Below are 25,377 nucleotides of genomic sequence, written 5' to 3' on the forward strand. Positions count from 1 at the left end.
CCGATGACGCTGTCATTTCTCTTCTTGAGGTAATCTTCGCGGACCCCCACCCAGAAGTGAGGTCGGTCATCGTGGTCGACTCGCTAGGCAGCGGCATGATCGCTGAGATTGCTGCTGCACGGCATTGGCAGCTACAGTACGAAAACGCGAATACCAATCTTGGCTCGGCCGGCAACCTCGCGCGACGCATGGAGCTCGCAGCAGAAACAGGCGCCGAGTGGTGTCTGTGTCTCAACCACGATGCGAATTGGGAGGCCGACCGATTATCGGCGATGCTGTCAGCAGCGCGTTCCCGCCCGCGAGTGGGCGCAGTCTACCCCATGATTGATCACAGCCCGCGCGAACCGCGCTGGGAAGACGGTCGGCGACATTTCAGGCCATCTGCTGGAACGAGGCTGTCTGAGATCCCCACGGACGAACCTGCCGCAGAAGTTCTTTGGAGTAGCTCGAATTCAGCGCTGTATTCTTTGGCACCACTTGCTGAGAATATCACCGTAATGTCTGACCTTTGGATGGGTTACGAAGATCTAGCATACGGGTTTGCCCTTTATCAGGGCAACTGGATCCAGCTTTCATGCCGCGCTGCTCGGTTGATCCAAGTGTTCGATTACGTTCCACGGAGATTGCTCGGTCGCACACTGCATATTCCTGACAAGCCAGTATGGTATTCTTATTATAACATTCGCAATCTAATCTTGATATGGCGAAAGTATGGCTCTAAGGGAGTTTCTCTTAGGGCTATTTCATGGAAACTAATGCAGACTAGTATTCGGACGTTGCTGCTCGAAGACAAAAAAATCACTCGTCTCCAGATGTTATACTTGGGTGCTCTAGCTGGAATCACTGGTAAAACTGGTAAGGGGCCCTATCCGTGATACCCATATGGGCAACCGCGCTTGTCATTGATCCCCAAGCTGGTTGGCGAATGCCTCAGGCTGGACCCGCTAAGTTTTTATTGATTTTGCGTCGCGTGGCAAATGACGGGCAGCGCGGCTGATGTTGTATCTCGGGTTGGCCATTTTTTTGTTTCTCTTGCGCTTTGCGCTTGCGCGGAATGGAGCACTGCGGAAACAGATTTATTTCCTGGTTCTGGCAAGCCTCTTTGTGTTCTCAGCCTTCCGGTTTCAGGTCGGCTGTGATTGGTCGGGTTACTATTATCAGTATCTGGGCGCCGCCGATTTTGAATGGTCATCTGTCACAGAAATCCGAGAACCAATCTGGTGGGCGATCCTTTCGTGGATCCGAGATATGGGTTTGCCATACCCCTTTATCAATATTTTTTCTAGCGCGATTTTCTTTTTGGGCGTTCATGTACTGGCGCGACGGCAGCCTGACCCACTAGGTTTTCTGGCTCTTCTCTTTCCGATTCTGATCATCAACTTGCCGATGTCTGGCATTCGCCAAGGGGCAGCAATTGGCTTTCTGTGTATTGCCTTTGTTGCGTTCATTGATCGGCGCCCTTTGTGGTTAGCTCTATGGGTGGTGCTAGCCGCTGGGTTCCATGTCAGCGCGCTGATATTCATATTGCTTTTGCCCGTTGCAACGGGGCGATACACTAGAAACCGCTTGATGCTTGCCGCGATCCTTGCCGTCCCTGGCGCGTTCTTTCTCGCCTTGGGCGACGCCGCAGAAATCGCGACCAGTCGCTATGTCAACACAGGAGTCGACGCCGCAGGTGCAATATTTCGTGTTGGCATCCTTGGGCTTTCGGCATTGTATTTTTTCCTGTTTGTACGCAAAAAATGGCTGCGGACATGGCCTCAGGATTATAGCCTGGCCAGCATCGGGGCGATTGGTATGACACTGGCGATACTTCTCGTCCCGGTCTCCTCAGTAATCGGCGACAGGTTCGGCTACTATCTAATCCCGATCCAAGCCATGATCTTCGCGCGACTTCCCTTTTTACCATTTCGCGCGAACGCGGCGCTGCATGCGGCCCTGCCATATCTGGGTCTGTTGCTGGTTTTCACAGTCTGGGCGCAACTGTCCGGGCATTTCAGCCAATGCTACATCCCATATCAAACTTGGATTTTTGGCTTTCCGGGTGGCGACCCGTTTGGTTTCTGATGTTCATGTATCGCAACTGCAGAAAAGAATATTGAGTGATGAACGTTCACAAGACTGATCTGGCGGGAGTACTGGTAATCGAACCTGATCGTTTTGGCGATCATCGTGGATTCTTTGCCGAAACCTATAGCCAACGGGTTTATGCCGAGCTTGGCATAGATGTCTTCTTCGTTCAGGACAACCACTCGCTCTCGGCATATCCGGGCACGGTACGGGGGCTGCATTTCCAAGCCCCACCGCATGCGCAGGCTAAGCTGGTGCGCTGCGGTCGTGGAGCAATTTTTGACGTTGCGGTTGATGTCCGGAAGGGAAGTCCAACCTTCGGCCAGTTGACAGGCTATGAGCTTAGCGCCGAAAATGGCGCGCAGCTGTTTATCCCTGCCGGTTTTGCCCATGGCTTCGCCACTCTGCAGCCCGATAGCGAGATCGTCTACAAATGCAGCGATTATTACGCGCCTGAGACCGAGGGCGCTCTCCGCTGGGATGATCCGGCCATTGGCATTATATGGCCCTTGCAGGGCGATCCAATCCTCAGCAGCAAGGATGCTGTGGCACCGCTTCTGGCCGATCTGGACAGCCCATTTGTTTTTTAAGGTTTGAACACATGAAAATTCTCGTAACCGGCGGCGCGGGTTTTATTGGCTCAGCCGTGGTGCGGTTGGCGGTGTCCCGTGGCCATTCTGTGGTAAACCTCGATGCGCTGACCTATGCCGCGTGCCTTGCCAATGTGACACCCGTGGCAGACAACCCGCTATATGCCTTCGAGCAGGCCGATATTCGCGACCGCCCGGCTTTGGATAGCGTCTTTGACGCCCACCAACCTGACATCGTCATGCATCTGGCTGCGGAATCTCATGTTGATCGCTCAATCGACGGCCCGGGAGATTTTATCAAGAGCAATATCACGGGTACTTTCAGTATGCTGGAAACAGCGCGCAAATACTGGGTCGAGCGCGGCAAGCCGAACGGGTTCCGCTTTCACCACATCTCAACAGACGAAGTCTTTGGCTCACTTCCCGCTGATCCTGCTATGCTGTTTACGGAAGACACGCCCTACGATCCGCGCAGCCCCTATTCAGCGTCGAAGGCCAGTTCCGACCATCTGGTACGCGCCTGGCATGAAACCTATGGCCTGCCTGTCGTGCTGAGCAATTGTTCCAACAATTATGGCCCTTATCACTTCCCGGAAAAACTTATCCCCGTTGTCATTCTGAATACACTGGCTGGAAAGTCACTGCCGATCTATGGCGATGGCAGCAATATTCGCGATTGGCTTTACGTGGAGGATCACGCTGATGCGCTGCTTCTTTTAGCCACCCAGGGCAAGGTGGGGCGCAGCTACAACATTGGCGGCGAGAACGAGCGCACCAACTTGGAACTGGTGAAAACTATCTGCCAGATCCTCGACAGACTCAAGCCACGCGCTCACGGAACCTATGCTGATCTAATCACCTTTGTCACAGACCGACCCGGCCATGATGCGCGCTATGCGATCGACCCCAGCCGCATCCGTGACGAATTGGGGTGGCGCCCCTCGGTCACCGTTGAAGAAGGGTTGGAGCGCACCGTGCGTTGGTATCTTGAAAACGAGGATTGGTGGCGTCCGCTGCTGGCACGCAAGGGTGTGGGTCAGCGGTTGGGCGCGGACCAGAAACCTGCACAATGACAGACGTTCTGGTCTTTGGTCGCACCGGCCAAGTAGCAACCGAGCTTCAGGTATTGGCAGATGTTGTTGCGCTGGGACGCACTGAGGTGGATCTGTCGGATCCCACTGCTTGCGCCGCCGCCATCCACGCCCATCGGCCCCGCGCCGTGATCAACGCGGCAGCCTACACCGCCGTGGACCACGCGGAAGACGAGGAGGCGCTGGCCACCACAATCAATGGCGATGCCCCCGCTGCCATGGCACAGGCCTGCGCCGCCCTGAATATTTCGTTGGTGCATATCTCGACTGATTATGTCTTTGCGGGCACCGATACGCGTGATTGGGCGCCTGATGACAAAACCGCACCCCAAAACGCCTATGGCCGGTCCAAACTGGCGGGCGAGCAAGGAAGCAGAGCAGTGGGAGGTGCGCACGCGATCCTGCGCACATCTTGGGTGTTTTCTGCGCATGGCGGCAATTTCGTCAAAACTATGCTGCGCCTGTCAGAAAGCCGGGACGAGCTCAGCGTTGTTGACGACCAGATCGGTGGACCCACGCCAGCCTGTGCGATTGCCGCAGCGTGCCTGTCGATCGCGCAGCAGCTGTGCGACGACTCAGGCAAAACCGGGACCTATCATTTCAGCGGTGCGCCAGGCGTCAGCTGGAGCGCGTTCGCCCGTGAGATTTTTGCGCAAGCGGGCCGAGCCACGCGCGTTTTCCCGATCGCAACGCGTGATTACCATACGCCCGCCGCGCGACCGCTGAATTCACAACTGAATTGCCAGACCACAGAACAAGTATTCGGCATCCCCCGCCCTGATTGGCGTATAGGCCTGGCCGAGACTGTGAAAGAATTAGGGATCAATAAATGATGCAACGCAAAGGCATTATCCTAGCGGGCGGCTCCGGCACGCGGCTTTACCCCATCACCATGGGTGTCTCAAAGCAGCTGCTTCCTATCTATGACAAGACAATGGTCTACTATCCACTGACGGTGCTGATGCTGGCTGGCATTCGCGAGATCCTGATCATCACCACCCCGCATGACCAAGAACAATTCCAGCGCACGCTGGGCGATGGCAGCCAATGGGGCGTGTCACTCAGCTACATGATCCAGCCCAGTCCCGACGGGCTGGCGCAGGCTTTCATCTTGGGCGAGACGTTCCTTGATGGCGCACCCTCCGCCATGGTGCTGGGCGACAATATTTTTTTTGGCCATGGACTGCCTGACGTATTGGGAGAAGCTGACAAAGCCACAACAGGCGCCACAGTTTTTGGCTACCGTGTCGCCGACCCGGAGCGTTACGGCGTTGTTGATTTCGACGAGGATGGTACAGTGCGGGCAATCATCGAAAAACCCACTGTGCCGCCCTCGAACTATGCCGTAACGGGACTTTACTTCATGGATGGCACAGCACCCGAACGGGCCAAGGCGGTACGCCCTTCGGCCCGCGGCGAGCTTGAGATCACGAGCCTATTGGAAAGCTACCTTCACGATGGCGCGCTAAGCGTCCAGAAAATGGGCCGTGGTTTTGCTTGGCTGGACACCGGCACCCATGCCAGCCTTTTGGATGCGGGCAATTTTGTGCGCACTTTGACCGAACGCCAGGGCCAACAGGTGGGCTCACCAGACGAGGTGGCATTCGAAATGGGCTGGATTGATGCCGCCCAACTTCAGGCGCGCGCTGAGCAGTTTGGGAAAAACGGTTATGGCGCGTATCTAAGCAGCCTTCCGCGCTAGACGGCGCGCAAGCACGTGATCATTGAGAACAAAATATGAACAATTATCGACACGCCCGCACTTGATCCCTTAACACGGCATAGTCTGCCAGCCACTCAGGGATCACGGCCCCGTCTGGCAACGCCGCCACTTCATCAGCCACGCGCGCCTGCTCCGCCCGGCGGTACTCCATCACAGGGGGCAAGCGCTGTATGGGATTTCAGAACCCACCCCCGCGCAGGCGGTCAACCAGCTCGTCGCGATCGCGAGGACGGCGAGCCGCCGCCTCCAGCATATGGCGGTTGATGGCATTGTTACGCTCCAGAGTTTCCAGCCGCTCAGAAACGCGGCCTGCGCGCTCGGCCGTTCGGCGCAGGTTGAGTATAAATAGGGCGATAGTGAATCCTGTGAGAGCAAATCCTGCCGCCCATCGCACCCATGGTCGGGTGAGAAACCCCGCCAGCAAGCCCCCCCACATCAGCGCACGCCTCGCTTCCAATCATCGACCCGCGCCCAGACCGTGACGGCGATCCCCGCCAGCGCCAATGCCATGAAGACCCACCTGAGCGTGTCGAGATGGGACACCAGCGGCAGGATCGCCCCCTGCGCTGCCGCCAGCTGACTACCGCCCTAGCGAGGACCATACCCAAGATCCTCATATCCTGCGCGCCATCGGCCGGGCATGGGGATGGCGGCGGCGCATAGAGGCCGGTGAGTTCGCCACGATCCAGGAACTGGCCGAGGCTGTTGGGTTGGCGGAGCGCCATGTCAGCAGGCAGCTGCGGCTCGCCTATCTGTCACCGGAGGTGCTGAAACGCCTGACCTGCGGGCGGGAGGCGTCGGCAGTCAGCCTCTATGATTTGTGTTTTCTAGCAGGGGATGCGTGGGGGGAGCAGTTTGAGCAAGTGTTCGGCTGACTTAGAACTGTTGAACGAGCGTTCTACCTCAAAGCCCTTTGTTACGGTACAGTTGACATATATGCTCCATTCAAACGGAGGTCGTGTCACGAAAGCTTTGAAAATTCCCTGGCGGCGCGCTTCGGGCATGTGGGGGATCGGATTTTCAGGCTGCGAGGTCAAGGGGCATGGGTTCGAGAGGCCGAGAGAGGGTTTCGCAGCCGTCGACCTTTCGCATCTGGATTTGGCCGGATGCGAGCAGCGCCCAGAGGAGCATCGGCACGGTCTCGGCGCAGGGCAGCATGGTCTGGGTCTTGATGCGGCGGCGGAACTCCTCGTTCAGGCGCTCGATGGCGTTGGTGGTCCGAGCGGATTTCCACTGCGAGGGATCGAGGCGGGTGAAGGTAAAGAGCCGGTCGCCCGCTTCCTCCAGGCTATCGGCTACGGCGCGGCACTTCAGGCGCCACTTGCGGAGGAACGCCTTGCGCCTCTTCTCGATCTCGGCCGGGGTGTCGGCATAGATCATGTCCCGGTAGTCCTCGGTCAGCTCGCTATGCATGTGCTTCGGGGCATGGGCGAGGAGATTGCGGTGCTTGTGAACCGTGCAGCGCTGGATTGGCTGCTTATCGCCCCACAGCCCCACAAGTGCAGCTTCCAACCCCGGGGCGCCGTCTACGATCACGAATTCGGGCTTCTTTAGGCCGCGGGCATCAAGGTCATCGAGGAACTGCCGCCAGGCGGCGGTGCTCTCCCCGCCCATGTTCCTGATGGAAAGCAGTACCTTCTGACCGTCACGACGCACGCCGATAGCCGCCAGCACCGAGAAGTTCGTGGCTTTCCGATCCAGACGTGTCTTGATCACGGTGCCGTCAAGGATCAGGCGAACGATGTCCTCATCGGCGAGGCTGCGCGCGCACCACGCGTCCCAGTCAACCTTCACCTTGCGCCAGGCGCGGCTGACCACGTCCTTGCTAACGGCGCCTTCGAACAGCCCGAACAGCGGCCGCTTGACGCGGCGGGTGTTGGTGCCCGCGAGGTATACCGCGGCGATCAGGGCCTCGGCCTTCTTGGTCAGGCGCCGGTAACGGGGCAGCGCCTTCGACCGCCATTCTGTCACCTTGCCCGTCTCGTCCTCGATCCGGGCACGCGGCACCCGCACCGTCTCGGTTCCGAAGGTGCCGGTGAGTTGCCGCTCACGGTGTCCGTGGCGATAGCTCTTCGCGGGGCCGGTGCCCCGGCCGTAGCGCCGGCGGCCGAGAAAGCCGGCCAGTTCCTCTTCGAATACGGCCTCAATGGTCGCGCGGACGTTCATCCGCAGCCGCTCCTCGATCGGATCGAACCCGGCCTCATGGGCCAGTAGCGCAAAGCTCGCGGAGTCGGTAATCTGGTTCATGGCGTGATCTCCCTGGCGGTTGCCGCCGCCGGTTGGGTGGGTGGATGTTCACCCGGAGATTACGCCGACTTCAAATTTCCACCAACTCCGAGACACGACCCCAAACGGAACAAAGCCATCAGACATCCGCACATGCCTAGAAGCGACGCAGAATGGGAGAAATGGTTCGAGCGCCGCGAGGCGAAAAAGAAAAAAAGCGCAGAGCAAAGCCGCTAGGTAAGAAGCCGCCATCAACTGCAACCGGGGTCGGTGTGCCCATGGCTCGCGCACTTGGCGAACCTGCGTTCTTCAATGATGGCCGGAAGCGTAGCAAGATCCTGGAGTTTGCAGATTATCGTCGTGCGAACCCGACACCAGCGGAGGCTGAACTATCCCGAATTTTAAACGCTCTCAATGACGGAGTGCTGCGTCAGAAATTTGTCCGGGAGCACGTTATTTCGGGACAATGGATCGTGGACTTTTTCTTTTCGGAGATCCGTTTGGCAGTCGAGGTCGATGGATCAATCCATCTGACGGGCCATCAACTTCACAGAGACAAGCTCAAAGACGCCGATTGCGCGAAATTCGACATCACGATCCTGCGGATCACAAACTCCGAAGTATTTGGGTGCAGAGAGAAGTTGATCTCGAAATTGCGTTCTGGTTGGCGGGAGGCACTGTCCCGGAAAAATCGCGTGATTGGCGTCTCAGAAGAGGAGTACTTCGGGCGCCAGTTATGACCACGCCACAACGCGAATAAGTCCACTCAGGGGATCTCAGTGGAAGCTGGCCTGAAACGTCGTCGCGGTCAGTGAGACATGCGCGTCCAGCGGCGGATGCAGTTCGAACGCCTTCGGCGCACGTGAGAAATTCCACAGCCGGAACAGACGCCATTCCGACAGGCGCTCCTCGGCCACAGCCAGTTCGTTGCAAGTGATGTGGAAGGGCGTGCGCTCCCATCCGTTCGTCGTCTTGACCTCGATCAGCCGCGGGAGCCCGTCCGGGGCGAAACTCGCGATTTCGTAACCGGCACCGTCTCCGTCTTCTTCAGACACCCAGCGTACCTTGCGCACCAGATCGTCCCGTCCTGCTTTCCGCAATGCCGCGCGCTAATGCACCAACACACGTTCCTCGCCCGCGCGCCCGAGGGCCCGGTTGCGCTCGTCCCGGCCTGCAACGTCGAATTTTCGTGCGACATGCAGCATTTGCTCCAGCTCCTGCGGCGGTGGTTGGTTAGACATTGTCGGTGACGGTCCAATCCAGATCTGCGCAGCCTCGCGCAAACCATTTGCTGGTCGCGAGCTCGGCATCCGCCCAAGCCAGGCCGGGTTCCGTGCCAACCAGCGCGCCACAGCATCAACCAAGGTCATCTGGAAATTAAACGCTGGCTTGTAGCCGCGGATCCAATCTTCGCCGAGCCCCTTCAATACGGCGCTGATATTCTGATGCTTGAACTCGATCGAGCCTTCAGTTCGGCTCCGTAAAAGGGGCATCAAGCTGCGCCGGTGCTGAGCCTTATTGTATGGACGGCCCTCCATGTCCTCAGCCAGCATCGCGAAGTAATCCGCGACGATCAGGTCGTTTTCTGCATCTGTCCAGGGCCCGTTCGACATGCCGCCAGGCTATGAGCGGAAAGTCTGTTTGTCACAAACGACTTCTCGCGACCGTTCGCACCACCCCGCACGACCACGCCGCCTTCGGGTGTCTCTGATGGTGTCGATAGCGGTCGAACCTGCCTCAACTGCGGCGCAATCAATTTTTGCCAAGCATTTGGAAAGGAAAACAATTTTGAATACGTCTCGATTTGAGTGAAGGGCGGATGGAAAGAGACGCTGGGCTTTCAGAGACCGATTTCAGCCGAAACGCCAGTCTCCGAAAGTCGAATGGCCTCGCTAAACCCCTTTGAAACAAAAAGAAAAAAGGCCCCGTCAGGTACCTTATCTCGGGTTTGCGATGTGCAAATGGCGGAGAGGAAGGGATTCGAACCCTCGAGACGGTTCCCCGCCTACACACTTTCCAGGCGTGCGCCTTCGACCACTCGGCCACCTCTCCGTCGACCCGTCTAATGGAAACTGAAGGGTAAGTGCAAGGGGCGAATTGTCATAAATTTGAACAAAATCCACCTGCTAACATCAACCTTCCAAAAGCAGGTTGACGCGGCGGTTCTGTTTGCCTTTGTTTTCAATTTTTCCGATACGGATACGCCCGATTTCGCCCGTATTGGCGACATGTGTGCCGCCGCACGGTTGCAGATCTACGGTGCTGTCCCCTTCCCCGATCCGAACAAGGCGTATGCGTCCTGAACCACGTGGTGGCTGGACCGACATGGTTTTCACCATGTCAGGGTTCTCATCCAGTTCTGCTTCGGTGATCCACTCGTCAGAAACCTGCAGATTCTGGTCGATCAGCGCATTCACCGCATCCTCGATCGCCTGCTTGTCCGAGGGCGGCTCAGGCATCAAGAAATCCAGACGCCCCTTACCTTCGCCAATCGCACCGCCTGTGACCGGCAAGGGCAGAACAACGGACAATAGATGCAGGGCCGTGTGCACCCGCATGTGGGACATACGCCGCCCCCAATCCAGGCGTTGCTGAACCGCGCTTCCCACCGGAGGAAGGGGTTTGGGTTCTGCGGGCACAAGAACGATCTGGTCGCCTTCGCCCTTCACTGTCGTCGCGATATCCCAAACCTGCTCATCCAACAGCAACTGCCCACTATCGCCGGGCTGACCGCCGCCTGTGGGGTAGAAAATGCTTTGATCGCAGACGATGCCCCCTTCCGGCGTATGGGCGGTGACCTGCGCCTCCAGAATGGATTGCATGGGGTTCTCACGAAAGACGGGTGTGGTCATTTTCTGTTCCTACGTCGGGACCAAAAGAAAAATCTGCGCCACGGGGGCGCAGATCATTCAAGCCATTTTATAGCTGTCAAAGCAAGTCGGGCCGGTACCCGATCTTGCTGACTTATCAGTCTTCAAAAACGCCGGGGATCGATGCCGGTGCGCGGTCCAACCATGACGGAACCGGCAAACCGCGGCCTGCAAGAAATTCCGGGTTGAACAGCTTGGACTGGTAGCGGTTACCGTAGTCACAGAGCACCGTCACAATCGTGTGGCCCGGTCCCATTTCCTGCGCCATGCGGATGGCGCCAGCGACGTTCACACCGGTCGAGCCGCCCATGACAAGGCCCTCTTCGGACAGAAGATCGAATACGATGGGCAGCGCTTCGTGATCGGAAATCTGATAGGCGAAGTCCGGTTTGAAGCCTTCAAGGTTCGCTGTGATGCGGCCCTGCCCGATCCCTTCGGTGATCGAGTCGCCTTCGGACTTGAATTCGCCCGTGGTGTAGTAGCTGTACAGCGCGGCGCCCATTGGATCTGCAAGACCGATTTTCACGCCTTTGGATTGCAGCGACTCGGCCACGCCCGCCAGCGTACCGCCTGAGCCGACAGCACAGATGAAGCCATCAACCTTGCCGCCGGTCTGATCCCAGATTTCTGGGCCGGTTGTGGCGACATGCGCCATACGGTTTGCAACGTTGTCGAACTGGTTGGCCCAGATCGCGCCGTGCTTTTCGGTTTTCGCCAGCTTTTCGGCCAGACGACCGGAATAGCGCACATAGTTGTTCGGGTTTTTATAAGGCGCGGCAGGAACTTGGACCAGTTCCGCACCTGCAAGGCGCAGCATGTCTTTCTTTTCCTGAGACTGCGTTTCAGGAATGACGATCACGGTTTTAAAGCCCATCGACGCGCCAACCAGCGCAAGGCCGATGCCCGTATTGCCAGCTGTGCCTTCGACGATTGTACCACCGGGTTCAAGCAGGCCTTTTTCGACGGCATCCTTGATGATGTACAAAGCTGCACGGTCTTTGACCGATTGGCCGGGGTTCATGAACTCGGCCTTGCCCAGAATGGTACATCCCGTCATCTCGCTGGCTTTGCGCAGCTTGATAAGCGGCGTATTTCCCACGGCAGCGGCCAGATCACCCGCGATATGCATGACTGAATCCTTACTTGAGCGTTGTTCTTGAAACGGGTGTAAGCCGCGTAGCAGCGGAACTCAAGCCGACCTGCGCAGCCGATCGCGTTCACGATCCAGCCAGTACAGCATCATGATCAACGGAACGGCGTTGATCTCGCCTGTTTCGATCAACGACATGGCGTGGTCAAAGGACACGATATGGCTTTTGATATCTTCGTTTTCACTTAGCAGCCCGCCCAATAAGGACGGCTTTTCTGGTAGGTCCAGAAGCCCGACAAAGCAATGAAAAAACTCGGTCGAATAGCCGGGGGATGCATATGCCTTTGGCATGACTTCAACGCGGCTGATGGACAGACCGGTTTCTTCCAGTGCTTCACGCATTGCGGTGTCAACTGGCGCTTCGCCGGCATCGACCAGTCCTGCGACAGGCTCCAACACCCACGGCGCATCGTCACCACGGGCCAAGGGACCGTAGCGCAGTTGTTCTATCAAAAGAACACGATCTGTTTTGGGATCATAGGGCAGGATCAGCGCAGCGTCATAAGCGACAAAAGCTGCGCGTTGAAGAACGTCGCTCATCCCCCCGCTGAAACGCGGGTACTGGATTTCGATTTCCTGCAAACGGAAAAACCCATCATAGCCCCCGCGCCTGCGGAACAGGGGAATATCCCCTTTGCCCATCCGTGTTCGCAGCGTTTGCGGCCCTGTATCGCGTGCCAGAATGCTGGCCCAAGCCCGATCTGCAAAAAACGGACGCCACGGGCGAATTGTTTCGGGGTCTGTCTTGCCGAAATGATCCATGACCTCTCCGGCCGCGATCACCGTGATCTCTCCCCACTTTGCAGCCCAGTCATCCAAGCGCCATGAGCATTCAAGATCGTAGGTCTGATCCGCAAAATAGACCTGTGCAGTCTCTGCACGTTCATCAACCGTGATTACCACGGTTTCCAGACGGTAGCCAAATCCACCTTCGTAAAAATCCAGCCGCGCAATATCCTGCGCTGACAAATCCCTGACCCAGATACCGTCTGCAAATGCGGTGCTGTCGGCGACCAGAACAGGAAAATCCGCGTCTTTGACAAGATAGCTGGCGTAGCCCGGCAAGATCGCCGGTTTCGCATCCAGATCCTCAATCGACCGTCCTAAGACCTGCGCGAGCAGCGGCAAGTGGCACAGCGTGCCATAGAAAAACAGCGATGACGGCATTGTTTAATCCCAGCGGCGCTTTGTGTATTCGCCGGCCATTCCGATCACGACCATACCCACGGCAAGGACGGCAAAGATCTGCGGGTAATTGATGTATTCCCACAGATCGACGAACTGCCCCAGCATCCCATCAATCGCTTCGAAAATGTTGTCGTATTTGGATTTGAAGGATTCCTGAACCATGAAGCCGATGGAATAATACAGCAGAACCAGAAACACGGTCGACGCGACCGCTGTGATTCCGTTTGCGATACTATTCCAGATACCCCTGCCAGCCTGACGTCCGACAAGTTTCCACCCCATGGCAAAGGCGATGGCTGCGTTCGTGTAATCGAACCGCGACACGTCATAGGCTGAGGGAAGATTGGGTTTGACCATTTCCGATACCAATACGGCCAGCGCTGCCAGCAGGGCCCCACATATAAGTTTCGAAAATGTCGGCATCTCAATCTTTATTTTGGTCGCATTACGGTAATCTGGGTGACGTCACAGTTTCCGTAATTAAAAGTCGAAGAACAGGACGCCAAGTAGAAGTTCCACATTCTCCGGAACCGTTCGTCAAATCCTAACTTCTGAATCTCGTCCCATTTTTCGTTAAATGTGTCATACCAGCGACTGAGGGTTTGACCATAGCTGGGGCCAAACTCGATTGAGCCTTCGACATCCAGACCAGCCTTTTCGATCTCTTCGCGCAGAACGACGGGCGATGGCAGCATGCCCCCGGGAAAGATGTATTTCTGAATGAAATCAACACCCTTTCGATAAACTTCCCAGCGGCGATGTTGGACAGTGATGATCTGGAACGTACCTTTCCCGCCGGGTTTCAGGCGATTTCGCACCGTTTCGAAATAGACGGGCCAGTATTTTTCGCCGACAGCTTCGAACATCTCGATCGACGCGATGCCATCATAGCTGCCTCGCTCGTCGCGATAATCCTGAAGTTTAAATTCTACCTGATCTTGCAGGCCGGCCTTGGCGATCCGCTCTTGCGCGAACTTGAACTGCTCTTGCGAAATGGTCAGTCCGGTGACCTTCAGGCCGCGTTCTTTGGCTGCGTATTCAGCGAACCCGCCCCAGCCACAGCCGATTTCCAGCACATGATCACCGGGTTTCACGCCCATCTGATCGACCATGCTTTCGTACTTTTGCATCTGCGCTTTTTCGAGGCTTTCCTGCCCTGTTTTGAACAGCGCCGACGAATACGTCATCGTGTCATCCAGCCACAAACCGTAAAAATCGTTGCCCAGATCATAGTGGTAGGAAATGTTCTTGCGCGCCTGACGCTTGGAGTTCGATTGCAGCCAGAACCGCAGTTTTTCGAACGCACGGACAAGCCCCTGCCCCGGAAATCCGTCGAACACGTCGTCGCCACCTGCGTGGATCAGATCAAGAAACGCCATCAGGTCCGGTGTCGACCACCATTCGTCAAGATAAGCATCGCAGAAACCCAGATCACCTTCGCGGATCAGACGCGCAAAGATGTCGGGGTTGTGAATTCTCAGTTCTGCCACAGGTCCGGGCTTTTTTCCCTCGGCACGGAAGCGACGCCCATCGGGTAAGACAAAATCGATACGGCCGCTCTCCATGTTCTGCGCGATGTCGAACACGTGTTTGAAATACCGCGGCAGACCCGTTTGATTGGTCGTGTCTGTCAAAACCATGTCAGCCCCCTGTAGCGCGACACCGCCCATATTCTGGCGGTCATTGTTAAGACCTAGGCTAAGCGGGGCATTGGTGGTCTGGCAAGCGTCCGTACTAGTCATTAAAAGTCCCTGTTTTCATATGCATCAAGCGCCCGCTGCCGTCCTTTGTCGGCGGTCACCACGGGATCGGGGTAATTGTCATCAGGTGACAGCCCCCATGTTTTCGGGATCGCATCGAAGTAAGCCAACGCATCTTCGTGCGGATTTTTGCGCCCCTCAGCGATCCAACGTTTGACGTATTTCCGGTCCTTGTCGAACTTCTCCAACTGGGTCACCGGATTGAACACGCGGAAATAGGGCGTCGCGTCCGGGCCCGACCCAGCAGACCATTGCCACCCCATCGCGTTGGATGCAGGGTCCCAATCGATTAGGCAGTCCTCGAACCATTTGAGGCCAATTTTCCAATGACACATCAGATGCTTGCACAGGTAAGATGCAACGATCATCCGCCCACGATTGTGCATCCGGCCGGTGACGTACATCTCACGTAGCGCGGCATCGACGAACTGAATGCCGGTGCGGCCATGCTTCCACGCCTGCACCTCGGCCTTTCGCTCATCCGTGTTCCAAGGGAACGCGTCCCAGTCAGATTTCCAGTTCTCTGTCAGGATTTGCGGCGTGTGCCACATCAGATGATAGGCAAACTCGCGCCAGACCAGTTCCTTCAGAAACGTTTCAGCCCCCGCCTTGCCGTCTTCCCGTGCCCGAAACCCAGCGTGCCAGCATTGCCGAGGGGAAATTTCGCCCAGCGCAAGGTTTTCCGACAGGTTCGACGTGCCGTCCTTCCAGGGAAGATCGCGGGTTTCATCGTAGCCTTCGATGATCGATGCCACAAAGGCGCCCAGACGGCTGTGTGCCGCGCTTTCCCCGACCCGCGCGAAACGCGCGACAACATCCGCCCCGCGATACATTGCTTTGCCCAACTGCAGTTCAGACAAATCCTGACTGTCCGGCCATTGATCCGGCGCTGGGATTTTTCCGGGAGTGCTGAGCGCTTCGCTGATGTCGTTGGATTTCACGGCACGCCAGAATGGCGTGTAGACCTTATAGTAACCGCCCTGCTTGGTTTCGACAGTCCATGGTTCAAACAGCAAATGGCCTGCATGCCCCTGCCCTTTGACGCCCATGTCCTCGAGACTGGACTTGACCGCTGTGTCACGTTCGACGCCTTCGGGGTCATACGTCCGGTTCCAGTGAACTTCTTTGGCACCGGTTTCCTTGGCCAAATCGGTTAGCACTTCCTTGGAAGGGCCCGAAAGAACAGTCAGGCGGCTGCCTTTGTCACGCAGGCTTTTGTCCAGTTGATGCAGCCCCTGTTCAAGCCGCCATTTGGGCGCCGCGCCCAGCGCATCGACCTGCCAGTCGCGAATAAAGACGGGAATGACGGGAACGCCGCACTCGACCGCGGCTGTCAAAGCCGGATTGTCACTAAGACGCAGGTCTTTCCGCACCCACCAAATTGCTGCTGTTTTGTCTGACAAAGTGGCCTCGTTTCTTGGATAACAGTGCAAACTAGCACGGAAAATTCGGGGTCAATGCAGACCAACACACAAAATCGGCCATTTGTTCCGGCACGGCCCGCAGAATGCAGGGTTTGAATGCACCGCCCCTGTCCAAAGCTTTGACACGCGCTAGGTTATAACCAACGATAAACCTATTCAGACAGGCACCCTGCCCATGGACATCATCAACATCATTCTGGCCGCGTTGACCGCGGTGTTTGGCGCATTCGGCTTTATCGCCCCGCGTTGGACCGCCCCGGTTCTGGATCTGGAACCGATCAGAACGAACATGGGTCTTAGCGAGATACGGGCCTCTACCGGTGGATTGTTTGTCGCTTTGGGCCTTGGGGCGATCCTGATCGGCACGCCCATGGCCTACGGGATGATGGGCATCGCTTATGTCGGTGCCGCATCTGGGCGCTTGCTGTCCATTTTTATGGATTCCCCGCCGCGTTCAAAGGCGCTGCTCTATTTTGCAATCGAAGCGGCATTTGCGGCTTGGCTGGTCGGCTACAACCTGATCGTTGCTTAATCGGGGATTTCACCAAAATTCCGGCTCACCCCCCTTTGCACCGCCAAACGAAGCCCTTATATTCACAGTGTTCCGCAAGGGACTATGGACATAAACGCGCTCGTAATAAGCGGATCGGACCCGGGGGCGGTACCCGGCGGCTCCACCAAAACTCCTTCGTTTGAGGACCATGGGGCCGAAATAGGATCGACGAACGTCTAAAGGGGTTTTGCTTTGTCCCGGTGAGATACCACCGTTATCGGTTCAAACAGTACAATTGCAAACGACAATCGTGCTCCGGTTGCTCTGGCTGCGTAAGCAGTTCGAGTGATCGATCTTTAAGCCCAGCCCTCTAGCAAGGTCTGGCGGGGTTCGCAGGCACCTGGCAACAGAAGCCTGCACTTCCAACACACTTGAAAACCTATTTGCACGCTGACACTGATCGGTTTTCAGCCCCGATCACGACGGTGCAAGAACTGCTGGACTTGGTCCGGCCCTTTCCCCTATCGCTTCACCATATGATTGAGACGTGCGATCCCTACATGCCCTCTTTGCCCCATGTCACACAGGCACAGGCACAGGCACAGGCATTTGCGATTTGCGATGCCCATTTCGCACAATCGAAGGAGGCCACCACATGAGTGCAAATGTTTTCGGCCCCCTGACCAAGGCCTTCGGGCGTATCGGATTGCTGTCCTTTGGCGGTCCCGCAGCACAGATCGCATTGATGCATCGCGTGATCGTGGAAGAAAAGAAATGGCTGGACGAACGCACCTACCTGAATGCGCTCAGCTTTTGCATGCTTCTTCCCGGGCCCGAGGCGATGCAACTGGCCACTTACGTTGGCTGGAAACGCGCGGGGATTCTGGGTGGGCTGCTGTCAGGACTGCTCTTTGTGCTTCCCGGTGCGTTCGTGATCGCGGTTCTTGCACTGTCCTATTCGATCTTCGGGGCCCGTCCCGAAGCACAGGCCGTTCTGGTCGGCATCCAAGCGACGGTCATTATGATCGTTTTGCAGGCCCTCTATCGGCTGTCCAAGAAAAGCCTGCGCTCGACGGGCCTTTGGGCGGTCGCGCTTTTGTCGTTCTGCGCGATTTTCCTATTTGATCTGCCCTTCCCTGTCATTCTGATCCTTGCCGCGATTTACGGCGCAATGGCTCAGGGCACTCCGCCGACAACCGATACGGATAAACCCGCGTCACTGCCGTTTTCCTTCAGGCAAACCGGTTTCTGGCTTGTGCTCTGGCTGGCCCCATTGGCTGTTTTGTGGGCTATGGATCAAACGCTGTTGTTCCAACTGGGCGCATTCTTTGCGAAATTGGCGGTTGTCACATTCGGCGGTGCCTACGCAGTTCTGGCTTACATGGCGCAAGAGGTTGTCACCATCCGCGGCTGGCTAAGCCCTGAACAGATGGTTGATGCGCTTGGTCTGGCTGAAACGACCCCCGGCCCCTTGATCCTTGTCACGCAGTTTGTCGGCATGGTGACCGGATACGAACATGCGGGCGTAGCGTTTGCACTGATCGCCGGGCTGCTGACGCTCTGGATGACGTTTGTGCCTTGTTTTCTGTGGATCTTCACCTTTGCCCCACATCTGGACCGCCTGCTTGCCAGACCGCGGCTGCAAGGTGCCCTTAGCGCCATCAGCGCCGCTGTGGTCGGAGTTATCCTGAACCTGTCGATCTGGTTCGCGCTTCATGTCTTTTTCGAAGACGTCCAAAGCCATTCCTTCGGGATCGTATCGGTCACATGGCCGGTTCTGTCCAGTGTATCGGTTCCGACATTGCTGCTTAGTGCGCTTGCCGGATTGGCCTTGTTCTGGCGGCATCTTTCTGTGCTGACGACGCTGGTTCTGACCGTAATCGCGGGGCTTGGCCTGTACCACTATGGCGTCATTGGATAGCACGATTTTTCAGCTTCAATGGCCTTCCGTTTCCGTCGGAATCGAATATTGTAAGCGCAACACTGAAGGGAACGACCATATGACCGGCGGAATTGACTATGGCAATCTGATGCATCGCGCGATGCGGGGCCTTATCCAAGAGGTTCTGGAAGGCGTTGCCAAGGATGGGCTGCCGCTGGACCATCATTTCTTCATCACCTTCGACACCGGTCACCCCGATGTCGAAATCGCTGACTGGCTGTCGGATCGCTATCCCGGCGAAATGACCGTCGTTATGCAACACTGGTACGAAGATCTGGACGTCACCAACGAAGGCTTTGCGGTCACACTGAACTTTGGCGATGCGCCCGAGCGGCTGTATATCCCTTACGACGCGATCAAGACATTCGTTGATCCTTCCGTTGAGTTCGGTCTGCGCTTTGAATCGTCTGAGGAAGAGGATGCACAGCGTCCGCACCTGACAAATGCGGCGCCCGCAGAAGCAGAAGCCGAGGATGACACCGACGAGCCTGAAGAAAAGCCGCAAAAGAAAGATGCGGATATCGTCAGCCTCGACAGCTTCCGCAAGTAAGCATGGCCGTTAGCGCAAGCACTCAGCTTGCGCTGAACTCCTTTAAAAATAACGATGAAAAACATGTGATCAAAGCAGGCTCCCGCCTGCTTTGCGTTGAACATTTTTTGTTGCCCCGATAAACGGCATGCAATCGCATACAGAAAGGAGCGCCAAATGACCGCAACCCGCACCGAGACGGACAGCTTTGGCCCGCTTGAAGTCCCCGCAGACAAATACTGGGGCGCACAGACACAGCGTTCGATCATCAACTTCCCCATCGGTTGGGAACGTCAGCCCGTGCCGATCATCCGCGCCCTCGGCGCGATCAAAAAGGCCTGCGCCCAGACAAACGTCGAATTCGGCAACATGGAGCCCGAAATCGGCGACGCGATCTGTCAAGCCGCGCAGGAAGTGATCGACGGCAAATTCGATGACAACTTCCCGCTAGTTGTTTGGCAAACGGGGTCTGGTACCCAGTCGAACATGAACTCGAACGAGGTCATCTCGAACCGCGCGATTGAAATTCTGGGTGGCGTGATGGGTTCCAAGTCCCCTGTGCACCCGAACGACCACTGCAACATGGGCCAGTCGTCGAACGACACCTTTCCTACAGCCATGCATGTGGGCATCGGCCTTCAGGCGCGTGACGTGTTGCTGCCCGGTCTGAACAAACTGGCGGCTGCGCTTGAGGCAAAATCGGATGAATTCAAAGACATCATCAAGATCGGCCGGACCCACACCCAAGACGCAACACCACTGACGCTGGGTCAGGAATTCTCGGGCTATGCGCATCAGGTGCGCAAAGGCATCGAACGGGTCGAAGCCTGCCTGCCCGACATCTACGAACTGGCGCAAGGTGGCACCGCAGTTGGCACTGGTCTGAACACCAAAAAAGGCTGGGACACCAAGGTCGCCGCGCGCATCGCGGAAATCACCGGCCTGCCCTTTGTCACCGCCCCCAACAAGTTCGAGGCACTGGCCGCCCATGACGCAATGGTCATGTTCTCGGGCGCGTTGAAAACCGTTGCCGCATCGCTGTTCAAAATCGCCAACGACATCCGTTTGTTGGGGTCCGGCCCGCGGTCCGGTCTGGGCGAACTGATCCTGCCGGAAAACGAACCAGGATCGTCCATCATGCCGGGCAAGGTGAACCCGACACAGGCCGAAGCCCTGACCATGGTCTGCGCACACGTCATGGGCAATGACGCCGCTGTTGGTTTTGCAGGCTCTCAGGGCCACTTCGAACTGAACGTCTATAACCCGATGATGTCCTACAATGTGCTGCAATCCATGCAGCTTTTGGGTGACAGCGCGTCGGCCTTCACCGACAACATGGTGTCCGGCATCCAAGCGAACGAAGCGCGGATCGACAAGCTGATGAAAGAAAGCCTGATGCTGGTTACAGCGCTGGCCCCCACCATCGGCTACGACAACGCGACCAAGGTTGCCAAGACAGCCCACAAGAACGGCACGACCCTGAAGGAAGAGGCGATTGCACTGGGCTTTGTGGACGAAAAAACCTTTGACGAGATTGTCCGCCCCGAGGACATGATCGGCCCGAAAGACTGATCCATCAGTCATCGCTAGAAATAATGATCGCGGTCTGAAAAGATCGCGATTTTTTTCGACGGAAATCCGACGGACGCACGTACTACCTCAGCTATTCGGTTTTAGCACCTAATTATGAGGCCCCTTATGTCCCGGCTTTCCCCCTATTGGCTTTGGATTGTTTTATCCCTGCCCGCGTTTGGTATGGCCTACGAAATTGCCACCTCGACCAACCCGCGCATCGTTCACATTCTGCTTCATCCCACAGGCGAATTTTCCGCACGTTTCCTGATCATCGCCATGCTGGCCACCCCGCTTTGCATGTTGTTCAAAGGCTGGCGCGGGCCGCGTTGGCTGCGGAAGAACCGCCGCTACTTCGGCGTTGCGGCCTTTGCCTACGCCGCCCTGCACACCGTGTTCTATATCTACGACGCCGCCACCATCGAACGGATGCTGCAGCAACTTCCCCGCCTGTACATCTGGACCGGCTGGGCCGCCTTCGCGATCTTCATTCCTTTGGCGGTGACGTCGATGGACTACTTCGTGCGCAAGATGGGCCCTGCCTGGAAAACCCTGCAACGATGGACCTATCCAGCGGCGGTTCTGACACTGGTCCACTGGGCCGCCCTGCATGACTGGCGCGATCCGACCGCAGCCATCGTGCACTTTACCCCCCTCGCGTTACTGGAAGCCTACCGCATCTGGTACTGGTATCTTCGTCCCAGTCGAATGTCCCCCGCATAGCACGCTGGACGAAGCGAACGGTTGAGGTATGATGGCGTTATGGCACAAGTCATCAACCTCAACCGTTTCAAAAAAGCCCGCAAGCGTTCGGAAGAACGCGCGCAAGCGGATGAAAATGCTGTAAAATTCGGCCGAACAAAACATCAGAAATCGGTAGACAAAGCAAATAACGAGCGTTCAAAGCGCGATTTGGACGGTAAGAAGAGTTGAATGAGCGGACCACCTGTTAAACGATCCCTAACCCTAAAAGGCCACCGCACGTCGGTTTCACTTGAAGATGAATTCTGGCTTGAATTCAGGCGCTTGGCCGAGAGACAAGAAAAACCCCTGAACCAATTGGCGGCCGAAATTGACGCGGCCCGTGAAATCGACACGGGCCTTGCCTCGGCTATACGGGTTTATGTGCTGAACTCACTCAAAGAGCAGCTTAGCAACTAGCCCTACTGGGCGCTACTGGACGATCTCGAACACCATCGAAACGGATGCCGATAGCGCGCTTTCACCAGCCGCGATCGGCACCGCATCTGCGGCCATTCGCATTTCGGCGACAGGCATGGGCACGGGACGAAAACCACCCTGTTCGCTCAGGCTGATCACACGGCCCAATGTCACGCCGGCAGCTTCGGCGTACAACTCGGCTTTGGCACGGGCATCGGCAACGGCTTTGCGGCGGGCCTCGTCCATCATCGCATCCGTATCTTCAAAGCCAAAGTTAAGGCCGTACATCTGGTTCGCACCTTCGCCCGTTACGGCCCCCAGAACGGCACCCAAACGATCAAGGTCACGAACGCGCACGGTGACACGGTTCGATGCCTCGAACCCGACGATCAAGGGCGCCTCATTGCCTGAGTTGTTCCGCGTATAAATCGGGTTCAGCGACAAATCAGAGGTCTGGACGTCGCGCGCTTCGATGTCGAATTCTTCCAGCTTTGCCAGAATATCCGCCCCCACTGCCGATGTCTGGTCCAGCGCGTCGCTGGCTGTTTCAGCCTGCGCACGAACACCCAGCGTGATGGTCGCCATGTCAGGAACAGCAGTCGCGACGCCTTCGCCTGATACGCTGAGCCGCGCGGCGATATCGTTTTCATCTGCGATAACGGGGCTGTTCCACGCCAGAAAAGGCAATGCAACAAGGGATACGACGGTCAATGCGCGTACAAGCTTCATATGAAGTCTCCAAAATATGTGACCTAAGCCGATCACCCTATCAACATGGCAAGCCACTTGAATGGCTTCAAGCGAGCGATATTTCGTCGGCAAACCTTTGCTTTATTGTGTGCTGACACGCAGTTGCGACTCCCCTCGGACAAACGCTGATGGTAAAGACACGTTCATGAAACCGGATTTTGCACTTAATCTGTCTTTTGACGGCATTACGCTTTTAAAGCGGGTTGCTGGCGGCTGGGCCGAGCTCGGCACAGCTGGCTTTGACGGCGACCTTAGCGCAGCGATGGATGGGCTTCGCGAACAGGCTGACGCAACAGACAACAACGGCGTCGCGGTTAAACTGATCGTGCCGAATGACCAGATCAAATATCTGTCTATCCAAAGCGACGGCAACGTCGCTGACGCTCAGGTTGAAGCGGCCCTTGACGGCGCGACGCCCTATGCGGTGGACCAACTCGATTTTGACTGGGTTGAAAAATCCGGACAGGTCCAGATTGCGGCGGTCGCCCGTGACACATTGGAAGAGGCCGAAGTCTTTGCTGTAGAGCATGGATTTGCTCCGGCATCCTTCGTGGCCGTCCCCCCCAACGGATCGTTCAACCGCGAAGTTTTCTTTGGCCAACCAGAAAGCTGGCGCGGCGCGGTTCAGACGCCGGAAAAGCAGGCGATCAAGATCGTCCCGATGCCAGAGCCTACCCCAGAGCCAGAGCCCCTGCCTGAACGAGAGCCCGAGATCGCGCCAGAACCCGAAGTGGCAACGGCCCCGCAAACCGAACCCAAAGCAGAAGAGCTCGCGGCCCAGACCGAGCCGGAACCAGCTGATCCAGTTGCCGAGGTGTCCGCCCCTGAAACAATCGATGCCGTCGACGAAGCCATTGAAGAACCGGCTGCAATTGCGGCTGAAGAAACAGGCCCGCAGGTCTTTTCCTCAATTCGCACCCCCGCACAGGCAGCACCGCTGCGCGTGACCGACGGCCAAATCCCCGACGCTGCCGCCCCGAAACTGGGCGCGGCGACGCAGTCGACGGACACACCTGGCGCAGCCCCCAAGATCGAGACCAAGCTTTCGGCACCAGCGCGGATCACCCCGATCCCTGCAGCCATCAGCGCAGGCACGGCACCGCCGGTTGTTCCTGCATCGATCGACCGGCTGGACGCGCCCACGGAAAAGAAACTTGAAACAACGCCGGACGCGGCTGGCGAAAGCCTGTCCAAACCGCGCCCCGCGCCGGTTGAACCTGCCGTTGAAACGCCTCCCTCAAAGGGCTTTTTCACAAGGCGTTCCAAATCCACGCCTCCGCCCGAGGTCAGCGCGCCCGCATCCGTTGCCGTGGCAGACACCGCAACAGACATTCCGGCGGCGAAACCGTCTCGCAAAGACAAAAAGCAGAAAGCACGGATCGACGCGGACGAACGCCAGAAGATGACAATCTTCGGCGCACGCGAGGAAGAGGTAAAGGTTGGCGGCAAACCCCGCTTCCTGGGCCTGATGCTGACAACGCTTTTGTTGTTGTTCCTTGCTGGCGTGGCCGCTTGGGCTTCGGTTTTTCTGGACGACGGTCTGGTACGTTTCTTCCGTAGCGAAGACACGCAAGTGGCGGCCCTACCCGACGTACCGCTGACAGAAGAAGCCGTTGATCTGCAGCAGGATGCCCAACCGGCGGAAGAAGAGGTCATCGAACTGGCTGCGCTGACGCAACCGGATGCGACCCTCACCGATCTTTCACAGGATAACGAAGAGCTATCCTCGGCCCTGTCGCAACCGATCGAAATGGTTCCGCTGACCGAGGAAGAGGCAGAGGCCACCTATGCTGCAACCGGCATCTGGCTGCGCGGGCCTGCAATGCCGGCCCTGATCAGCACGCGGTCGGCTGACGATGTTTATGCCCCGTCGATTGATCCCAACGTCGGACAATTCGATGCAGTCGCCCTTCCCGCCTCTGTCGCACAAGAGCCGCTGTCCTTTGACACGCCAATGTCGCCCCTGCCAGCGGGGACAGTCTTTGCCTTGGATCAACGCGGGTTGGTGATCGCGACACTGGAAGGATCGTTAAATCCTGACGGGGTCCGCATCTTTTCCGGCAAACCTCCGGCTGTTCCGCCCATTCGTGGCGCAAATGGACAAATTCTTGTGCCTTCCACGCCTGACACAGGCGACACTGCGGCGGAAGGCACACAGGAAGCCGCACTTGAACCTTTAACCGAAACTCTCAGACGCCTTCAGGGCCTGTCACCCGTCCGCCCCAATGCACGCCCGACAGACCTGATCGAACAGAACGAACGCGCCAACAACGCAGGCCGCACACTGTCCGAGCTGGCCAAACTGCGCCCCATGGCGCGCCCGAATTCCCCCCAGCAAGACGCCGAAGATGACATTACCGCAACCGCACAAGCGGTGGTAGCGTCCTTGCACCCGATGCCCCGCCCCCGCGACATCGCCTCGATCGTATCGAAATCCCAACGCACCGAACCGGAACCGCAACAAGTTGCCTCTGTTGCGCCGAAAACCGTTAAACCGGTCGCCCCGTCCAGTGGTTCTGTGGCCAAGGACGCGACGGTGAAAAACGCGTTGAACCTGCGCAAGATCAATCTGATCGGCGTTTATGGACAACCGTCCGACCGCCGCGCGCTGGTCCGTTTGTCCAACGGTGAATACAAAAAGGTCAAAGTTGGTGACCGGATCGATGGCGGACGCGTGTCGGCGATTGGCGAAAACCAACTGCGCTACACCAAAGGTGGCCGCAACATCACGCTCCAGATGCCGAAGGGCTGAGCATTACTTCAGCCCTTTGATCGTCCCTGCGCTGATTTAGCCGCCGAAACGGCTTGCCTCTGGCCTGAAATTCTCCATCCTGAAAC

Annotated in this window: 23 protein-coding genes, 1 tRNA gene, 1 other RNA gene and 1 pseudogene; 16 read left to right on the top strand and 10 right to left on the bottom strand. The window is 57.2% G+C overall.

The features are described 5' to 3' along the window. Positions 1 to 95 precede the first annotated feature (95 nt). The 6 genes from C4S59_RS09125 to rfbA all read left to right on the top strand — a co-directional run bounded on the left by C4S59_RS09125 (position 96) and on the right by rfbA (position 5,453). Complete coding sequence (locus C4S59_RS09125; RefSeq protein WP_160006820.1) at positions 96 to 875, top strand: glycosyltransferase family protein; 780 nt, start codon at positions 96 to 98, stop codon at positions 873 to 875. Positions 876 to 996: 121 nt separating this feature from the next. Next, positions 997 to 2,067 (top strand): EpsG family protein, encoded by a 1,071-nt coding sequence (locus tag C4S59_RS09130; RefSeq protein ID WP_103910133.1) that lies wholly within the window; start codon positions 997 to 999, stop codon positions 2,065 to 2,067. Positions 2,068 to 2,105: 38 nt separating this feature from the next. Continuing rightward, positions 2,106 to 2,660, top strand: a complete 555-nt coding sequence (rfbC, locus tag C4S59_RS09135) for a dTDP-4-dehydrorhamnose 3,5-epimerase (protein WP_146064525.1) — start codon at positions 2,106 to 2,108, stop codon at positions 2,658 to 2,660. Positions 2,661 to 2,671: 11 nt separating this feature from the next. Further along, positions 2,672 to 3,733, top strand: a complete 1,062-nt coding sequence (rfbB, locus tag C4S59_RS09140) for a dTDP-glucose 4,6-dehydratase (protein WP_103910135.1) — start codon at positions 2,672 to 2,674, stop codon at positions 3,731 to 3,733. Beyond that, entirely contained in the window at positions 3,730 to 4,584 is an 855-nt protein-coding gene (rfbD, locus tag C4S59_RS09145; protein WP_103910136.1) for a dTDP-4-dehydrorhamnose reductase, read from the top strand. Before rfbB ends, rfbD begins: the two co-directional genes overlap by 4 nt. Further along, on the top strand, positions 4,581 to 5,453 hold the full coding sequence (gene rfbA, locus C4S59_RS09150) for a glucose-1-phosphate thymidylyltransferase RfbA (RefSeq protein ID WP_103910137.1): 873 nt from the start codon (positions 4,581 to 4,583) through the stop codon (positions 5,451 to 5,453). Before rfbD ends, rfbA begins: the two co-directional genes overlap by 4 nt. A gap of 1,041 nt (positions 5,454 to 6,494) precedes the next feature. Here the strand turns inward: rfbA and C4S59_RS09170 are convergent. After that, positions 6,495 to 7,721, bottom strand: coding sequence for an IS256 family transposase (locus C4S59_RS09170; RefSeq protein WP_103910139.1), 1,227 nt, complete (start codon positions 7,719 to 7,721; stop codon positions 6,495 to 6,497). A 152-nt stretch (positions 7,722 to 7,873) separates the two neighbouring features. On the opposite strand from C4S59_RS09170, the gene C4S59_RS09175 reads away from it, so the two are divergent. Continuing rightward, positions 7,874 to 8,440 (top strand): endonuclease domain-containing protein, encoded by a 567-nt coding sequence (locus C4S59_RS09175; RefSeq protein ID WP_103910140.1) that lies wholly within the window; start codon positions 7,874 to 7,876, stop codon positions 8,438 to 8,440. Between the two features lie 36 nt (positions 8,441 to 8,476). Here C4S59_RS09175 and C4S59_RS09180 read toward each other — a convergent pair. From C4S59_RS09180 to C4S59_RS09215, 8 genes and pseudogenes are all read right to left on the bottom strand, one after another. Next, positions 8,477 to 9,313, bottom strand: a pseudogene (locus C4S59_RS09180) (DUF3883 domain-containing protein). A 349-nt stretch (positions 9,314 to 9,662) separates the two neighbouring features. Further along, a tRNA-Ser gene (locus tag C4S59_RS09185) sits at positions 9,663 to 9,752 on the bottom strand. Positions 9,753 to 9,832: 80 nt separating this feature from the next. Next, positions 9,833 to 10,552, bottom strand: a complete 720-nt coding sequence (locus C4S59_RS09190) for an alanyl-tRNA editing protein (RefSeq protein ID WP_103910141.1) — start codon at positions 10,550 to 10,552, stop codon at positions 9,833 to 9,835. 115 nt (positions 10,553 to 10,667) lie between these two features. Further along, the gene (locus C4S59_RS09195; RefSeq protein WP_103910142.1) at positions 10,668 to 11,699 is read right to left on the bottom strand and encodes a cysteine synthase A; all 1,032 of its coding nucleotides are present in this window, start codon (positions 11,697 to 11,699) and stop codon (positions 10,668 to 10,670) included. A gap of 60 nt (positions 11,700 to 11,759) precedes the next feature. Then, on the bottom strand, positions 11,760 to 12,887 hold the full coding sequence (locus tag C4S59_RS09200; RefSeq protein ID WP_103910143.1) for a gamma-glutamylcyclotransferase: 1,128 nt from the start codon (positions 12,885 to 12,887) through the stop codon (positions 11,760 to 11,762). A 3-nt stretch (positions 12,888 to 12,890) separates the two neighbouring features. Next, positions 12,891 to 13,331, bottom strand: coding sequence for a TrgA family protein (locus C4S59_RS09205; RefSeq protein ID WP_103910144.1), 441 nt, complete (start codon positions 13,329 to 13,331; stop codon positions 12,891 to 12,893). Between the two features lie 8 nt (positions 13,332 to 13,339). Continuing rightward, entirely contained in the window at positions 13,340 to 14,548 is a 1,209-nt protein-coding gene (locus tag C4S59_RS09210; protein WP_103910145.1) for an SAM-dependent methyltransferase, read from the bottom strand. Positions 14,549 to 14,649: 101 nt separating this feature from the next. Then, positions 14,650 to 16,071 (bottom strand): cryptochrome/photolyase family protein, encoded by a 1,422-nt coding sequence (locus C4S59_RS09215; protein WP_103910146.1) that lies wholly within the window; start codon positions 16,069 to 16,071, stop codon positions 14,650 to 14,652. 196 nt (positions 16,072 to 16,267) lie between these two features. Here C4S59_RS09215 and C4S59_RS09220 point away from each other — a divergent pair, with 196 nt between their 5' ends. From C4S59_RS09220 to C4S59_RS09260, 8 genes are all read left to right on the top strand, one after another. Then, a complete protein-coding gene (locus tag C4S59_RS09220; protein ID WP_103910147.1) occupies positions 16,268 to 16,624 on the top strand; it encodes a DUF4345 family protein in 357 nt (118 codons plus the stop codon). A 30-nt stretch (positions 16,625 to 16,654) separates the two neighbouring features. After that, positions 16,655 to 17,006: a transfer-messenger RNA gene (gene ssrA, locus C4S59_RS09225) on the top strand. A gap of 234 nt (positions 17,007 to 17,240) precedes the next feature. Continuing rightward, positions 17,241 to 18,506, top strand: coding sequence for a chromate efflux transporter (gene chrA / locus C4S59_RS09235; protein WP_103910149.1), 1,266 nt, complete (start codon positions 17,241 to 17,243; stop codon positions 18,504 to 18,506). 79 nt (positions 18,507 to 18,585) lie between these two features. Continuing rightward, positions 18,586 to 19,077 (top strand): SspB family protein, encoded by a 492-nt coding sequence (locus C4S59_RS09240; RefSeq protein ID WP_103910150.1) that lies wholly within the window; start codon positions 18,586 to 18,588, stop codon positions 19,075 to 19,077. A 156-nt stretch (positions 19,078 to 19,233) separates the two neighbouring features. Then, positions 19,234 to 20,628 carry a class II fumarate hydratase gene (fumC, locus tag C4S59_RS09245; RefSeq protein WP_103910151.1) on the top strand — a complete coding sequence of 465 codons (1,395 nt, stop codon included), beginning with the start codon at positions 19,234 to 19,236 and terminating at the stop codon, positions 20,626 to 20,628. Positions 20,629 to 20,754: 126 nt separating this feature from the next. Then, complete coding sequence (locus C4S59_RS09250) at positions 20,755 to 21,351, top strand: protein-methionine-sulfoxide reductase heme-binding subunit MsrQ (RefSeq protein WP_200813193.1); 597 nt, start codon at positions 20,755 to 20,757, stop codon at positions 21,349 to 21,351. A 39-nt stretch (positions 21,352 to 21,390) separates the two neighbouring features. Beyond that, a complete protein-coding gene (locus tag C4S59_RS09255; protein ID WP_103910153.1) occupies positions 21,391 to 21,561 on the top strand; it encodes a DUF4169 family protein in 171 nt (56 codons plus the stop codon). Beyond that, the gene (locus C4S59_RS09260) at positions 21,562 to 21,789 is read left to right on the top strand and encodes a ribbon-helix-helix domain-containing protein (RefSeq protein WP_103910154.1); all 228 of its coding nucleotides are present in this window, start codon (positions 21,562 to 21,564) and stop codon (positions 21,787 to 21,789) included. A 12-nt stretch (positions 21,790 to 21,801) separates the two neighbouring features. Here C4S59_RS09260 and C4S59_RS09265 read toward each other — a convergent pair whose 3' ends face one another. Continuing rightward, entirely contained in the window at positions 21,802 to 22,518 is a 717-nt protein-coding gene (locus C4S59_RS09265; RefSeq protein WP_103910155.1) for an SIMPL domain-containing protein, read from the bottom strand. A 166-nt stretch (positions 22,519 to 22,684) separates the two neighbouring features. Between C4S59_RS09265 and C4S59_RS09270 the strand changes: the two genes are divergently transcribed. Continuing rightward, positions 22,685 to 25,291 carry a hypothetical protein gene (locus C4S59_RS09270; protein ID WP_103910156.1) on the top strand — a complete coding sequence of 869 codons (2,607 nt, stop codon included), beginning with the start codon at positions 22,685 to 22,687 and terminating at the stop codon, positions 25,289 to 25,291. Positions 25,292 to 25,377 lie beyond the last annotated feature (86 nt).

Origin of the sequence: Thalassococcus halodurans (assembly GCF_900108225.1) — a bacterium.
Lineage (GTDB): Bacteria > Pseudomonadota > Alphaproteobacteria > Rhodobacterales > Rhodobacteraceae > Thalassococcus > Thalassococcus halodurans.

What these genes read in the sequence shown, in the direction of transcription:
- C4S59_RS09125 (WP_160006820.1), top strand. Translation starts at nt 96, where the DNA reads ATGATCGCTGAGATTGCTGCTGCACGGCATTGGCAGCTACAGTACGAA.
- C4S59_RS09130 (WP_103910133.1), top strand. Translation starts at nt 997, where the DNA reads ATGTTGTATCTCGGGTTGGCCATTTTTTTGTTTCTCTTGCGCTTTGCG.
- rfbC (WP_146064525.1), top strand. Translation starts at nt 2,106, where the DNA reads ATGAACGTTCACAAGACTGATCTGGCGGGAGTACTGGTAATCGAACCT.
- rfbB (WP_103910135.1), top strand. Translation starts at nt 2,672, where the DNA reads ATGAAAATTCTCGTAACCGGCGGCGCGGGTTTTATTGGCTCAGCCGTG.
- rfbD (WP_103910136.1), top strand. Translation starts at nt 3,730, where the DNA reads ATGACAGACGTTCTGGTCTTTGGTCGCACCGGCCAAGTAGCAACCGAG.
- rfbA (WP_103910137.1), top strand. Translation starts at nt 4,581, where the DNA reads ATGATGCAACGCAAAGGCATTATCCTAGCGGGCGGCTCCGGCACGCGG.
- C4S59_RS09170 (WP_103910139.1), bottom strand. Translation starts at nt 7,721, where the DNA reads ATGAACCAGATTACCGACTCCGCGAGCTTTGCGCTACTGGCCCATGAG.
- C4S59_RS09175 (WP_103910140.1), top strand. Translation starts at nt 7,874, where the DNA reads ATGGGAGAAATGGTTCGAGCGCCGCGAGGCGAAAAAGAAAAAAAGCGC.
- C4S59_RS09190 (WP_103910141.1), bottom strand. Translation starts at nt 10,552, where the DNA reads ATGACCACACCCGTCTTTCGTGAGAACCCCATGCAATCCATTCTGGAG.
- C4S59_RS09195 (WP_103910142.1), bottom strand. Translation starts at nt 11,699, where the DNA reads ATGCATATCGCGGGTGATCTGGCCGCTGCCGTGGGAAATACGCCGCTT.
- C4S59_RS09200 (WP_103910143.1), bottom strand. Translation starts at nt 12,887, where the DNA reads ATGCCGTCATCGCTGTTTTTCTATGGCACGCTGTGCCACTTGCCGCTG.
- C4S59_RS09205 (WP_103910144.1), bottom strand. Translation starts at nt 13,331, where the DNA reads ATGCCGACATTTTCGAAACTTATATGTGGGGCCCTGCTGGCAGCGCTG.
- C4S59_RS09210 (WP_103910145.1), bottom strand. Translation starts at nt 14,548, where the DNA reads ATGGTTTTGACAGACACGACCAATCAAACGGGTCTGCCGCGGTATTTC.
- C4S59_RS09220 (WP_103910147.1), top strand. Translation starts at nt 16,268, where the DNA reads ATGGACATCATCAACATCATTCTGGCCGCGTTGACCGCGGTGTTTGGC.
- chrA (WP_103910149.1), top strand. Translation starts at nt 17,241, where the DNA reads ATGAGTGCAAATGTTTTCGGCCCCCTGACCAAGGCCTTCGGGCGTATC.
- C4S59_RS09240 (WP_103910150.1), top strand. Translation starts at nt 18,586, where the DNA reads ATGACCGGCGGAATTGACTATGGCAATCTGATGCATCGCGCGATGCGG.
- fumC (WP_103910151.1), top strand. Translation starts at nt 19,234, where the DNA reads ATGACCGCAACCCGCACCGAGACGGACAGCTTTGGCCCGCTTGAAGTC.
- C4S59_RS09250 (WP_200813193.1), top strand. Translation starts at nt 20,755, where the DNA reads ATGTCCCGGCTTTCCCCCTATTGGCTTTGGATTGTTTTATCCCTGCCC.
- C4S59_RS09255 (WP_103910153.1), top strand. Translation starts at nt 21,391, where the DNA reads ATGGCACAAGTCATCAACCTCAACCGTTTCAAAAAAGCCCGCAAGCGT.
- C4S59_RS09260 (WP_103910154.1), top strand. Translation starts at nt 21,562, where the DNA reads ATGAGCGGACCACCTGTTAAACGATCCCTAACCCTAAAAGGCCACCGC.
- C4S59_RS09265 (WP_103910155.1), bottom strand. Translation starts at nt 22,518, where the DNA reads ATGAAGCTTGTACGCGCATTGACCGTCGTATCCCTTGTTGCATTGCCT.
- C4S59_RS09270 (WP_103910156.1), top strand. Translation starts at nt 22,685, where the DNA reads ATGAAACCGGATTTTGCACTTAATCTGTCTTTTGACGGCATTACGCTT.